This is a genomic window from Aquamicrobium sp. (assembly GCF_023954335.1).
In the GTDB taxonomy this organism is placed as follows: Bacteria; Pseudomonadota; Alphaproteobacteria; order Rhizobiales; family Rhizobiaceae; genus Aerobium.
On the sequence record NZ_JAMLIE010000001.1, the window covers coordinates 133,824 to 146,855 of the forward strand.

The 13,032-nt window shown below is 69.0% G+C and carries 9 protein-coding genes; 3 read left to right on the forward strand and 6 right to left on the reverse strand.

Features of this window, described 5'->3' with window-relative positions:
- The first annotated feature begins 48 nt into the window (after positions 1–48).
- Positions 49–1,665: a bifunctional phosphoribosylaminoimidazolecarboxamide formyltransferase/IMP cyclohydrolase gene (gene purH / locus M9945_RS00715; protein WP_367943018.1), complete on the forward strand. Its 1,617-nt coding sequence runs from the start codon at positions 49–51 to the stop codon at positions 1,663–1,665.
- A 171-nt stretch (positions 1,666–1,836) separates the two neighbouring features.
- Here the strand turns inward: purH and M9945_RS00720 are convergent, their stop codons facing one another.
- Together M9945_RS00720 and M9945_RS00725 are read right to left on the reverse strand one after the other, a co-directional pair.
- Positions 1,837–3,276: an MFS transporter gene (locus tag M9945_RS00720; RefSeq protein ID WP_367943019.1), complete on the reverse strand. Its 1,440-nt coding sequence runs from the start codon at positions 3,274–3,276 to the stop codon at positions 1,837–1,839.
- 40 nt (positions 3,277–3,316) lie between these two features.
- Positions 3,317–8,083 (reverse strand): NAD-glutamate dehydrogenase, encoded by a 4,767-nt coding sequence (locus M9945_RS00725; protein WP_367943020.1) that lies wholly within the window; start codon positions 8,081–8,083, stop codon positions 3,317–3,319.
- A gap of 110 nt (positions 8,084–8,193) precedes the next feature.
- Here M9945_RS00725 and M9945_RS00730 point away from each other — a divergent pair, with 110 nt between their 5' ends.
- Complete coding sequence (locus M9945_RS00730; protein WP_367930016.1) at positions 8,194–8,760, forward strand: peroxidase-related enzyme; 567 nt, start codon at positions 8,194–8,196, stop codon at positions 8,758–8,760.
- A 7-nt stretch (positions 8,761–8,767) separates the two neighbouring features.
- Here M9945_RS00730 and M9945_RS00735 read toward each other — a convergent pair whose 3' ends face one another.
- The 4 genes from M9945_RS00735 to typA all read right to left on the reverse strand — a co-directional run bounded on the left by M9945_RS00735 (position 8,768) and on the right by typA (position 12,471).
- A complete protein-coding gene (locus tag M9945_RS00735) occupies positions 8,768–9,379 on the reverse strand; it encodes a LysE family translocator (protein WP_367943021.1) in 612 nt (203 codons plus the stop codon).
- A 16-nt stretch (positions 9,380–9,395) separates the two neighbouring features.
- Positions 9,396–10,007, reverse strand: coding sequence for a LysE family translocator (locus tag M9945_RS00740; RefSeq protein WP_367930014.1), 612 nt, complete (start codon positions 10,005–10,007; stop codon positions 9,396–9,398).
- A gap of 72 nt (positions 10,008–10,079) precedes the next feature.
- Complete coding sequence (locus M9945_RS00745) at positions 10,080–10,475, reverse strand: VOC family protein (protein ID WP_367943022.1); 396 nt, start codon at positions 10,473–10,475, stop codon at positions 10,080–10,082.
- Between the two features lie 169 nt (positions 10,476–10,644).
- Entirely contained in the window at positions 10,645–12,471 is a 1,827-nt protein-coding gene (gene typA, locus M9945_RS00750) for a translational GTPase TypA (protein WP_367943023.1), read from the reverse strand.
- A gap of 288 nt (positions 12,472–12,759) precedes the next feature.
- Here typA and M9945_RS00755 point away from each other — a divergent pair, with 288 nt between their 5' ends.
- Positions 12,760–13,017: a hypothetical protein gene (locus tag M9945_RS00755; RefSeq protein WP_367943024.1), complete on the forward strand. Its 258-nt coding sequence runs from the start codon at positions 12,760–12,762 to the stop codon at positions 13,015–13,017.
- Positions 13,018–13,032 lie beyond the last annotated feature (15 nt).

The following is a 13,032-nucleotide window of genomic DNA, read 5'->3' on the forward strand; positions in this document are numbered from 1 at the left end:
GGCCGCGACGATCCTTTTCCCCGCCGATCCCGCACGGAGCCCCGCGCCATGGCCGTCGCCTCGAAGAACATTCCCGCCCCCGATCTCGTCAAGGCGCGCCGCGCGCTCCTGTCCGTCTCCGACAAGACCGGACTGATCGAGCTCGCCCGCGCGCTCAGCGGAGCCGGCATCGAGCTGATCTCGACCGGCGGCACGGCGAAGGCCATCGCCGCCGAGGGCATCGCGGTGAAGGACGTCTCCGACATCACCGGCTTTCCAGAGATCATGGACGGCCGCGTCAAGACGCTGCACCCGTCCGTCCATGGCGGCCTGCTCGCCATACGCGACGATTTCGAGCATGTGCAGGCGATGGAGGCGCACAATATCGGCGCCATCGACATCGCCGTCATCAACCTCTACCCGTTCGAGGAGGTGCGCGCAGCCGGCGGCGACTATGCTTCCGTGGTCGAGAACATCGACATCGGCGGCCCGGCTATGGTGCGCGCCTCGGCCAAGAACCACGCCTATGTGGCGATCGTCACCGACCCGGCCGACTACGGCCGCCTGATCGAGACGCTGGCTGAGAACGGTGGCGCGACGCCCTACCGCTTCCGGCAGGAGCTGGCGGCCAAGGCCTATGCCCGCACCGCCGCCTACGACGCGGCGATCTCGGGCTGGTTCGCGGACGCCCTTTCCATCGGGGACCCCGCATGGCGCGCCTTCGGCGGCCGGCTGGAGACGGTGATGCGCTATGGCGAGAACCCGCACCAGAAGGCGGGCTTCTACGTCAATGGCGACAGGAGGCCCGGCGTCGCCAGCGCCCGCCAGCTCCAGGGCAAGCAGCTCTCCTACAACAACGTCAACGACACCGACGCCGCCTTCGAGCTGGTCGCCGAGTTCGACCCCGCCCGCACCGCGGCGGTCGCCATCATCAAGCACGCCAACCCGTGCGGCGTCGCAGAAGGCGCGAACCTGAAGGACGCCTACCTCGCCGCGCTGGCCTGCGACCCGGTCTCGGCCTTCGGCGGCATCGTCGCGCTGAACCGCCTGCTCGACGCGGAAGCCGCCGAGGAGATCGTCAAAACCTTCACCGAGGTCATCATCGCGCCCGAGGCCTCGCCGGAAGCGGCGGCCATCGTGGCGGCGAAGAAAAATTTGCGCCTCCTCGTCACCGGCGGCCTGCCCGACCCGCGCGCCGCCGGCATGACGGTCAGGTCGGTCGCCGGCGGCCTCCTCGTCCAGAGCAGGGATAACGCCGTGGTCGACGATCTCGAGCTGAAAACGGTGACGAAGCGCGCGCCGACGGACGCCGAGATGGCGGACCTCGCCTTCGCCTTCCGCGTCGCCAAGCATGTCAAGTCGAACGCCATCGTCTATGCCAAGGACCGCGCCACGGTCGGCATCGGCGCCGGCCAGATGAGCCGGGTCGATTCCTCGCGCATCGCCGCGCGCAAGGCGCTCGACGCCGCCGAGGCGGCCGGGCTCACGGAGCCGCTGACGAAGGGCTCGGTCGTCGCCTCCGACGCCTTCTTCCCCTTCGCCGACGGGCTGCTCGCCGCGGTCGAGGCCGGCGCGACGGCGGTGATCCAGCCGGGTGGCTCGATGCGCGACGACGAGGTGATCGCCGCCGCCGACGAGAACGGCATCGCCATGGTCTTCACCGGCACCCGCCACTTCCGCCACTGAGCGGGCGGCGCGGACCCCTCACCGACGCGCTGCGCGCGCCACCTCTCCCCAGAGGGGAGAGGAATACCCAAGCTGGATAGGCTCCAACATCGCGGCAGCGTTTCCTCTCCCCTTTGGGGAGAGGTGGCCCGAAGGGCCGGTGAGGGGCGCGAGCGCAACGAGCGATGACCCTCAGCCCGCCGCCGCCTCCGTCGCGTAGTAGCGCGTCTTCACCAGCGGCAGCAGCACCAGCCCGATCACGAACAGGACGATGATCGGCGTCACGCCGAGCCGCTGTGCTTCCTGCGTCGTGAAGCCGAAGACTTCCGAGGCGAAGAAGGCGGTGGCGAAGGCGATGGCGAGCGGGCCGATGAAGGTCGTCGCCTTGCCCGACAGCGCGTAGAGCCCGAACGCTTCCGTCACCCGGTCGCGCTCGACCTGATCGACCAGCAGCGTGCGCGAGGCGGCCTGGATCGAGCCGCCGGCCGAGCCGATCAGCGCGCCGGCCGTGTAGAACACGATGTCTGGCAGGCTGCTCGCCCCGGCCTCCGCCGCCACGGTCACGAACAGCACCTGCGTCTGGGTCATCGAGATGACGAGCACGCAGCACAGGATGAGGATCAGGATCGACCACGTCACCACGACCTTGGGGCCGTAGCGCTGGTCGGCGCGGCCGCCGATCCACGCGCCGAGCGCGCCGGTGATGTTGGCGAGGATGCCGAAAATGCCGATCTGGATGATCGACCAGCCGAGCACGCCCGCCGCGTAGATGCCGCCGAAGGCATAGAGCGCGTTGAGCGCGTCGCGGTAGAACATCGACGACATCAGGAAGCCGAAATAGCTCTTCTCGCCCGGCAGGCGACGCAGCGTGGCGACGAGGTTGTCGAGCCCGCGCCGGATCGCGCCCGCGCGCGCCGCCTTGCGCGGGATGTCCGGCGTGAACAGGAACATTGGCAGCGCGAAGATCACGTACCACAGCGCGGTCAGCGGCCCCGAGGCGCGGTCGCCTTCGCGTGATAGTGGGTCGAGGCCGAAGATCGGCTCGAAGCCGAGCATGGTGCGCCCGCTCTCCGGCGAGGCCGACATGAAGCCGAGCACCAGCACCAGCGAGATCAGCCCACCGACATAGCCCAGGCCCCAGGCCGAGCCGGAAAGCCGGCCGAGTTCGGAGCGGGGCACGAGGTCGGGCATCATCGCGTTGTTGAAGACGGCGGCGAACTCCATGCCGAACACGGCGAGCGCGATGGCGATCAGCACGAAGGTCAGGTCGCCCATGCCGGGCGTGGCGTACCACAGCATCCAGCAGCCGATGACGCCGATGATCGAGAACACGAACACCCACGGCTTGCGCGGGCCGGACGCGTCGGCGATGGCGCCCAGCACCGGCGAGGACAGCGCGATCAGCAGCCCGCCTATGCCGGTGGCGTAGCCCCACAGCTCCTGCCCGCGCGCCGCGTCCGGCGCGACGGCGGCAGCGAAATAGGGCGCGAAGACGAAGGTGATGACGAGCGTGTGGAACGGCTGCTGCGCCCAGTCGAACAGCATCCAGCCCCAGATGCCGCGCCGGGCAACCGGCCGCGCGGCCGGATCGGGGTCCGGCCGGGAAGCCGGACCATGTTTCTCGTCGTCCATCGCCTGCGGCCTCCCCTTCTGTCGTGAAATTCCCGTCCCGTCAGCCGAGGTCGGCCATCAGCCCGGCGGCGACCGTCAGGCGCGAGACGGTGAGCTCGCCGCCCTCGGTCAGCGCCTGAAGCCGCTCGCGCGTGCGCGCGACCCGCGCCCCGCCCGCCTCCAGCCATGCCGCGACGGGATCGGCCGCCTCGCCATGGCCGGCGAGTGCCGCCACCGCGATGCCGCGCCGCGCCGCGCCGATGGTTTCCAGCGCCCGCGCCAGCGCCAGCCCGTCGTAGTAGTCGGCCGTGGAGATGGCGCGCGCCGCCTCGTTGATGCGCGCGACGCGGAAAGCGTCGCTGACCGCGAAGAATGCCCGCGCTGCCTTGACGAGGTCCCCGCCCGTCTCTGCGGCGATGCGCATCATGTCGGGGATCGATTCCGTCACCCACAGGAAGGAGACCTTGCGCGCCAGCGCCTCCGGCGCGCCCGCCTTGAACAGCTCGTGCGTCCGCTCCTCCAGCCGGCCGGAAACGAAGGCGTACAGCATCGGCTCCAGTCGGCCTTCCAGCGCCTTTCGCGCCTCGCGCAGCGCGGCGATGCGCCGGCCGAGCGGGGCTGTGCCGTCGTCGTTCTTCAGCAGCCACGCGGTCGCCGCATGCACCAGCCGCCCGACCGACTGGTAGAGTTCGAGCTGGATGTCGCCGTCGATCCGCGTGTCGAGCGCGTCGATCTCTCCATAGAGCGCCGGCAGGTCGAACCCGTCGCGCACCACGGCGTAGGCCGCCACCGCCTCGGCCGCCGAATGGCCCGTCAGGTCCTGCATGCGGGCGATGAAGGACGGCCCGCCGCGATTGACCGCATCGTTGGCGAGCTGGGTGGCGACGATCTCGCGCCTCAGGCGATGGCCCCTGATCTCGGCGGCGTATTTCTTCGCCATCTTCGCCGGGAAATAGGCAAAGAGGTCGGCCTCGAAATAGGGATCGTCGGTCAGCGGCGCCGCGACGATGTCGTCGAACAGCGTCAGCTTGGCATAGGCGAGCAGCACGCCGAGCTCGGGCCGCGTCAGCGGCTCGCCGCGCGCCTGGCGCTCGGCGACCGCCGCGCTTCCCGGCAGCGCCTCGACCGCGCGGTCGAGCAGGCCCCGGCCTTCGAGCGCCTGCATGAACCGCTCCTGATGGGCGAGGTCGGCAAGGCCGCGCCGGCGGGCGAGCGACAGCGCCAGCGTCTGCTCGTAGTTGTTGGCGAGCACCAGCGCCGCCACCTCGTCGGTCATCTCGGCGAGCAGCCGGTTGCGCGCCGGGCGGGTCAGCCGGCCCGCGCGCATCGCCGCCGCCAGCGCGATCTTGATGTTGACCTCGAGGTCGGAGGAGTTGACGCCGCCCGAATTGTCGATGGCGTCGGAATTGCCGCGCCCGCCGGCAAGGCCGTATTCGATGCGGGCGCGCTGGGTCATGCCGAGATTGGCCCCCTCGCCCACCACCCTGGCGCGGATCTCCGACCCGGTGATGCGGATGGCGTCGTTGGCGCGGTCGCCGGCGTCGGCGTTGCTCTCGTTCGAGCCGCGCACATAGGTGCCGATGCCGCCGAACCACAGGAGGTCGACCGGCGCCTTGAGGATGGTGTTCATGATCTCGGCCGGCGAGGCCGTGGTCTTGTTGAGCCCGATGGCCTCGGCCGCCTGCGGCGTCAGCGTCACCGACTTTGCCGCGCGCGAGATCACCATCCCGCCCTCGGACAGCTTCGCCCGGTCGTAGTCCTGCCAGGAGAGCTGGGGGTTCTCGAACAGCCGCTTGCGCTCCTCGAAGGACGCGGCCGCGTCCGGCGCGGGATCGATGAAGATGTCGCGATGGTCGAAGGCGGCGATCAGCCGGGTGCAGGGCGAGCGCAGCATGCCGTTGCCGAACACGTCGCCCGACATGTCGCCGACGCCCACGGCGGTGAACGGCTCGCTCTGGATGTCGCGGTTCAGCTCGCGGAAGTGGCGCTTGACCGCCTCCCACGCCCCCCGCGCCGTGATGCCCATCTTCTTGTGGTCGTAGCCGGCCGAACCGCCCGAAGCGAAAGCGTCGTCGAGCCAGAAGCCGTGGCCCTGGCTGATCCCGTTCGCCGTGTCGGAGAAGGTGGCCGTGCCCTTGTCGGCGGCGACGACGAAATAGGGGTCGTCGCCGTCGTGACGCGTGACGCCCTCCGGCGTCGTCAACGCGTCGCCGTCGATATTGTCGGTGACCGAAAGCAGGCTGGAGATGAAGTTGACATAGGCCGCGCGCCCGGCGGCGAACACCTCGGCGCGGCCGCCGCCGGCGGGAAGCAGCCGCGGATAGAAGCCGCCCTTGGCCCCCACCGGCACGATGACCGCGTTCTTGACCTGCTGCGCCTTGACGAGGCCGAGCACTTCGGTGCGGTAGTCCTGCGCCCGGTCCGACCAGCGCAGGCCGCCACGTGCCACCGGGCCGTAGCGCAGGTGGACGCCCTCGACCTCCGGCCCGTAGACGAATATCTCGCGCCACGGCTTCGGGTCGGGCAGGCCGGTGACGGCGCGCGAATCGAGCTTGATCGCCAGCGAGCGCGGCCCTTCCGTCTCCGGTGCGTAATAGTTGGTGCGCAGGCTCGATTCGATCAGGTTGCGGTAGCGGCGCAGGATGGTGTCATCGTCGAGGCTCGGCACTTCTTCCAGCGCGTCGCCGATCGCGGCGTTGAGATGCCTGGCCGTAACCGCGCGGTCCTCGCCGAAGGCCGGGTCGAACCGGGCTTCGAACAGCGAGAACAGGGCGCGGGCGATATCGGGATAGCGGTTCAGCGCCGCGGCGATGAAATCCTGGCTCTGCGGAATGCCGGCCTGCTGGAGATAGCGGCCATAGGCGCGCAGCAGCTGGATCTCGCGGGCGTGGAAGCCGGCGCTGCGCACCAGCGCCGCATAGGCGTCGTTGTCGGTCTCGCCGCGCCAGATCGACAGGAACACCTCTTCGAGTAGCGCGCCGCCGTCGCCGAGGTCGATGGGCCGGCCGGCCTCGCCCGCCAGCTCCATGTCGTGGATGAAGACGGGCGCGGCATCCTCCTCGCCGGGGATCTCGAACGTGCGCTCGCTGATGACGCGAAAGCCCATGTTCTCCAGCAGCGGCACCCGCCGCGACAGGCCGACCGGCTCGCCGTGATGGTAGATCTTCAGCGACGCGTGGTCGTCGCCCTCGCCCGCGGCGCGGTAGAAGTCGATGGCGATGGGATTGTCGGCCGACAGCGCCGCCACCTGCCGCGCGTCCTCGAGAGCGGTTTCCGGCGCGAAGGAGTTGCGATAGCTCCGCGGCAGCCGGTTGGCGAGCGCGACCAGCGCGCTTTCCGCGCCGGAATCGGCGGCAACCTCGGTGAGCGCGTCCTCCCATGTCCGCACGATGGCGCGGATGCCGGCCTCCAGCGCGCCCGGCTCCACCTTCGGCGTCCGCCCGCCGGAGCGGCCGATGATGAAGTGGACGCGCGCCAGCCCGCCCTCGGGGAAGCTCGGATAGTAAGCCGACAAACGACCGTCGAACGCCGTCTTCAGAAAGGCGCCGATGCGCTCGCGCACGATGGAATCGTAGCGGTCGCGCGGCACGAAGACGAGGACCGAGACGAAGCGGTCGAATTGGTCCACCCGGAACAGGACGCGCACCCGAGGCCGCTCGCCCAGGGCCAGGATCGCCTCGGCATGCTTGCGCAGGGTCGGCACGCTGATCTGGAAGAGCTCGTCGCGCGGGTAGGATTCCAGCACGTTGATCAGCGCCTTGCCCGAATGGTCGCCGGCGTCGAAGCCCGACTTCGCGATCACCGCGCCCGCCTTCGAGCGCAGATAGGGGATGTCCATCACCGAGCTGGTATAGGCGGTGGAGGTGAAGAGGCCCACGACGCGCAATTCGCCCGCGAGCTTGCCCTTGGCATCGAACACCTTGATCCCGACATAATCGAGATAGGCGCGGCGATGCACCACCGACTTGGCGTTGGCCTTGGTAACGATCAGCGGCTCCGGCCCGTGCAGGAAAGCGCGGATCTCGGGCGTCGTGGTCACCGCCTCCGCCCCGCGCCGCAGCACCAGCACGCCCGGATCGGCGAGGATGCCGAGGCCCGCCTTCTTCGACACTTCGAGCACGCCGGTCTTCTCGCCGCCGACATATTTGAACTCGCGCATGCCGAGGAAGGTGAAATTGTCGTCGCGCAGCCATTCGAGGAAGGCGATGCCCTCGGCGACCTCGGCCCGGTCGAGCGGCACGGAGGCATAGCGGAAATCGTGGATCGCCTGGTCGATGCGCGCCAGCATCGGCTTCCAGTCGGTCACGGCGGCGCGGACCTGGCCGAGGATGTAGGCGAGCCGCGCCTTCAGCGCCGTCGCGGCCTCCTCGCCGAGCCGCGCGACATGGACGTGGATCACGCTGACGCGCTCGGCAGCGGCCGGGTCGGCCTTGCCGGGCAGCGCCTCGCCGGCGAACGCGGCCGCGCCGCCTTTTCCGCGCGAGACGAGCACTACCGGATGCAGCACCAGCAGCGGCTCGCCGGCGCTGTCGGCGATCTCGCCCAGGAGCGAATCGAACAGGAACGGCATGTTATCGTTGACGATGGTGATGGCGCTGACCTGGCGGCCGCCGTGCCGCAGCGCCGGGTCGTTCTCGATGGCGATCACGCTCTCGCCGCGCCGGTGCCGCGACAGCGCGGCCTCGGCCAGCCCCGCCGCATGCGAGAACACCGCCTCGTCATAGGCGGCGACGTCCTCGGCCGGAGCGCGCAACCGCAAAAGTTCCTCGAGCTTCGCCGCCTTCGGCGCGTGTTTTTCGGCTTTCGCGGCTTTTCTTGCCCCTGGCATGGCGATTCCTGTCCCGTCCGTCGTTATTTGCCTTTATCGTACCAGACAAAAGGCGTTTGGCGAGCGCCCGCGCGCACTGTGCCAACAAACAATGACAGGGAGATAATGCCATGGAAGACCGGATCACGGCGCTGGATCTGAAGCCCTCCGACAATCTGTCGGACGACACGAAGGCCTATTTCGACAAGTGCGTGGAGAAGCTCGGCATGGTGCCGAACGTGCTTCTCGCCTACGCCTTCGACGAGAAGAAGCTGCGCGCCTTCTCCGACATGTACAATGACCTGATGCTGGGCGATTCCGGCCTTTCCAAGCTGGAGCGCGAGATGATCGCGGTCGCGGTCTCGTCGGTGAACAAATGCTATTACTGCCTCACCGCCCACGGCGCGGCGGTGCGCCAGCTTTCGGGCAACCCGGCGCTGGGCGAGCAGCTGGTGATGAACTACCGCGCCGCGCCTCTGTCGCTCCGGCACAAGGCGATGCTCGATTTCGCCGTCAAGCTGACCGAGCGGCCCGACCGGATCGAGGACCGGGACCGGCAGGCGCTGCGCGACGCCGGCTTCTCCGACCGCGACATCTGGGACATCTCGGCGGCCGCCTCGTTCTACAACATGTCGAACCGCATGGCCGCGGCCGTCGACATGCGACCGAACGGCGAATACCACGCCATGGCGCGCTGAAGCGACCTCAGCGCGTCGCGATCGCCGCCGCCGCGCCGGCCATGGTGGCGGCGCTGACCCGGTTGGCGGCGCGCACCGCCCGCGCGCTCCGGAGCATGCGGCGCGCCTGCACGGCCGCCGCCACCCAGGCGAGGTCGATGACGACCAGCACCAGCGCCATGGTCAGCGTCAGCCCGGCCCAGTCGCCGAGGGTGATGGCGCGCAGGTCGACGATGGTCGGCAGGAGCGCCATGTAGAACATCATGATCTTGGGGTTGCCGAGCGTCACCGCCATGCCGGCGAAGAACAGCTTCCACGGCGATCGCGCGTCCGGCATCTCGCCCTCGCGGATCACGACCGGGGCGCTCCACATCTTCCACGCCAGCCAGACGAGATAGGCGACGCCCGCCCATTTCAGCGCCACGAAGGCGAGATGGAAGGTCTGGGCGAGGAAAGCGAGGCCGAACACGGCCATCGACAGCCAGACCGCCTCGCCGATCCACATCGCCGCGAGGAAGGGAAAGACGCCGCGAAAGCCCGACGAGACCACGCGCGCCACCAGTGCGACGATCGACGGGCCGGGCGAGCCGGCGGCGACGAACAACGCGGCGGCGAAGATGGCGAGCGAGGCGAGGTCCATCGAGCGGGCTCCCGGATCAGCGCGACGACAGCGCGAGCCTCAAGCCCAGCAGCGCGAAGGCGGCGGCGAAGGTGCGGCGCAGCCACGCCATGGCGACGCGGCTCGACAGCACACGGCCGCGCACCTGAGCCGCCAGGAGCCCGTAGACGACGAACACGGCGAAGGTCATCGCCATGAAGACGAGGCCGAGCCAGATCATCGTCGCGGTCGGACTGGCGGCGTCGAGCGGCACGAATTGCGGCAGGAAGGCGAGGAAGAAGATCGACAGCTTCGGGTTGAGGATGTTGAGGAGAACGCCGCGCCGCACGATGGCGGCATGCGACAGCGTCTCCTTCTGCGGCTCGGCGTTGAGCAGGCCGTTCTCCTTCAGCGTGCCCCACGCCATCCACAGGAGATAGGCGACGCCGGCGAACTTGACGATCTGGAACAGCACCGCGCTGGTGTGCATCAGCGCGGCGAGGCCGAGGATGGCCGCGGCCATGTGCGGCACGATGCCGAGCGTGCAGCCGAAGGCAGCCGAGACCGACGCGGCACCGCCGCGCCCGAGCGCCACGGCGAGCGTGTAGATCACCCCGGTGCCGGGCGAGGCGACGACGATCAGCGCGGTGAGCAGAAATGCGGGGTCCATGGGCGGCCTCCTCCGAAGCCCGCATCATCGCGCCGCCGCCGCCGCTGTCAATCCGGCTTCGGCAAGCCGTGCCTAAAGATAGCGACCGCCGCGCTGGAGCACCTCGATCTCGTAGCCGTCGGGATCGGCGATGAAGAAGAAGCGGGCGATCACCTCGCCGCCCGGCGCGAAGTCGACCAGCTTGCGCGGGGCGAGGCCGGCCGCCGAAAGCCGCGCATGCTCGGCGTCGACGTCCTCGACCGAGACGGCGAGATGCCCGTAGCCGTCGCCGCGCTCATAAGGCTGCTCGCGCCCCTTGTTGATGGTCAGCTCCAGCTCGAAGCCGGTCTCGGCATTGGCGAGATAGACGAGGGTGAAGCTCTCGAAATCCAGCCGCTGCGCCACCTTCAGCCCGAACGCCTGCCCGTAGAACGCCACCGACCGCTCTTCATCGAGAACGCGGATCATCGAATGGATCATCTTGGCCATCGAACGCCTCCTTTGCCTAAACCCAACACGAAAACGGCGACCGAAGCGGCCGCCGTCCAATTCGTCAACCCCGGCCGAAGGCCGAGCCCGCGACTGCGGGCCGCCGGTCGTCCGGCGCGCCCGCGCAGGGCCAGCCGCCGCCGGCGGCGGTGCGGCCCGTGAGCGAAAATCAAGCCGCCCCGGCGACCCGGCTCTTCTCGAAACGCTTGCGCTCGTGGGTGTCGAGATAGAGCTTCCGCAGGCGGATCGACTTCGGCGTCACCTCGACCAGCTCGTCGTCCTGGATCCAGGCCAGCGCCCGCTCCAGCGTCATCCGAATCGGCGGGGTGAGCTTGACGGCCTCGTCCTTGCCGGCGGCGCGGATGTTGGTCAGCTTCTTGCCCTTCAAGACGTTGACCTCGAGGTCGTTGTCGCGGGAGTGGATGCCGATGATCATGCCGGCATAGACCTTGACGCCCGGATCGATGACCATCGGGCCGCGATCCTCGAGGTTCCACAGCGCGTAGGCCACGGCCTCGCCCGCCTCGTTGGCGATCAGCACGCCGTTGATGCGGCCGGGCAGCTCGCCCTTGTAGGGCTGGTATTCGTGGAACAGCCGGTTCATCACCGCCGTGCCGCGCGTGTCGGTCAGAAGCTCCGACTGGTAGCCGATCAGCCCGCGCGTCGGCGCGTGGAAGACGAGGCGCTGGCGGTCGCCGCCCGAGGGGCGCAGCTCGACCATCTCGGCCTTGCGCTCGCTCATCTTCTGGACGACGATTCCGGCATGCTCCTCGTCGACGTCGATGACGACCTCCTCGACCGGCTCCAGGAGCTGGCCGTTCGCGTCCTTCTGCATGACGACGCGCGGCCGCGACACGGCGAGCTCGAAGCCCTCGCGGCGCATGGTCTCGATCAGCACCGCGAGCTGAAGCTCGCCGCGGCCGGAGACGTAGAACGAATCCTTGTCGGCCGATTCCTCGATCTTGAGCGCGACGTTGCCCTCGGCCTCGCGCAGCAGGCGGTCGCGGATGACGCGGCTCGTCACCTTGTCTCCTTCGGTGCCGGCGAGCGGCGAATCGTTGACGAGGAACGACATGGTCACGGTCGGCGGATCGATGGGCTGGGCCTTCAGCGGCTCCGTCACCGCCGGGTCGCAGAACGTGTCGGCGACCGTGCCCTTGGAAAGGCCGGCGATGGCGACGATGTCGCCCGCCTGCGCTTCCTCGATCGGCTGCCGCTCGATGCCGCGGAAGGCGAGGATCTTGGAGACGCGCCCGGTCTCCAGCAGCGAGCCGTCGTGATGCAGCACCTTGACCGCCTGGTTGGGCTTCAGGCTGCCCGATTCGATGCGGCCGGTGATGATGCGCCCGAGGAACGGGTTGGCCTCGAGGATGGTACCGATCATGCGGAACGGGCCGTCGCCGACATTCGGCTCCGGCACGTGGCGCAGCACGAGGTCGAACAGGGGCGCGAGGCCCGTGTCCTTGGGTCCCTCCGGGCTCTCCGCCATCCAGCCGTCGCGGCCCGAGCCGTAGAGGATCGGGAAGTCGAGCTGCTCGTCGGTGGCGTCGAGCGCGGCGAACAGGTCGAACACCTCGTTGATGACCTCGACATGGCGCGCGTCGGGCCGGTCGATCTTGTTGATGGCGACGATGGGCTTCAGGCCGACCTTCAGCGCCTTGCCGACGACGAACTTGGTCTGCGGCATCGGCCCTTCGGCCGCGTCGACCAGCACGATGGCGCCGTCGACCATGTTCAGGATGCGCTCGACCTCGCCGCCGAAATCGGCATGGCCGGGCGTGTCGACGATGTTGATGCGCGTGTCCTTCCACTCGACCGAGGTGGCCTTGGCGAGGATGGTGATGCCGCGCTCCTTCTCGATGTCGCCGGAATCCATGACGCGCTCGGCGACGCGCTGGTTGTCGCGGACCGAGCCGGACTGCTTCAGGAGCGCATCGACGAGCGTGGTCTTTCCATGATCGACATGCGCGATGATCGCGATGTTTCGAAGCTTCATAGGGGTCTCTGGGGTTCGGCCGCGCAGCAGGGCACAGGCGCTTTCGGGAGGGGCCTCATACAGGTTTTTTCGCAGTTGCGAAAGGGGTGCGGGCAAAAAGCGTCGATCCGGCCGAGCAGCGGGCGTTCTGAAGAACGCTGCTTACGCTGCTCCCGCTTATTTCCTTGGCCGCATTTATGCGAAGTCGGAGGATTCCGTCGGACTGCAAAATACTCCGGCGACGGCACGATTTCTTGAAACCTCGTTAACCTTCGCGCGTTATCCTCGGCACCGCGGAGAAACCTTGGCATGACGCTTTCCAGACGCACGATCACCCTCGGTACGGCCGCCGCGCTCATCGCGCTGGCCGGCGTTGAGGCCGTGTCGTCCGCGCCTTCGCCGGTCGTCGCCGAACCCACTATCGCCGGGAGCGTGCGCGACGACGCTTGGCGTCCGGGCATGGACGGCGTCGACATGGCGGCGATCACCGGGCCGAAGGGCTCGGCCGCGGGCACCGTGCCCGCCTGCGCCGATCCCGCTCGCCGGGGCGACCTGCGTCCCTGCTGAGCCGTTCCAGTTAAG

Excerpts from the sequence above, each read along its gene's own strand:
- M9945_RS00745 (WP_367943022.1), bottom strand. The coding sequence starts at position 10,475 with ATGGCCAAGATGATCCATTCGATGATCCGCGTTCTCGATGAAGAGCGG.
- M9945_RS00740 (WP_367930014.1), bottom strand. The coding sequence starts at position 10,007 with ATGGACCCCGCATTTCTGCTCACCGCGCTGATCGTCGTCGCCTCGCCC.
- typA (WP_367943023.1), bottom strand. The coding sequence starts at position 12,471 with ATGAAGCTTCGAAACATCGCGATCATCGCGCATGTCGATCATGGAAAG.
- M9945_RS00755 (WP_367943024.1), top strand. The coding sequence starts at position 12,760 with ATGACGCTTTCCAGACGCACGATCACCCTCGGTACGGCCGCCGCGCTC.
- M9945_RS00720 (WP_367943019.1), bottom strand. The coding sequence starts at position 3,276 with ATGGACGACGAGAAACATGGTCCGGCTTCCCGGCCGGACCCCGATCCG.
- M9945_RS00730 (WP_367930016.1), top strand. The coding sequence starts at position 8,194 with ATGGAAGACCGGATCACGGCGCTGGATCTGAAGCCCTCCGACAATCTG.
- M9945_RS00735 (WP_367943021.1), bottom strand. The coding sequence starts at position 9,379 with ATGGACCTCGCCTCGCTCGCCATCTTCGCCGCCGCGTTGTTCGTCGCC.
- purH (WP_367943018.1), top strand. The coding sequence starts at position 49 with ATGGCCGTCGCCTCGAAGAACATTCCCGCCCCCGATCTCGTCAAGGCG.
- M9945_RS00725 (WP_367943020.1), bottom strand. The coding sequence starts at position 8,083 with ATGCCAGGGGCAAGAAAAGCCGCGAAAGCCGAAAAACACGCGCCGAAG.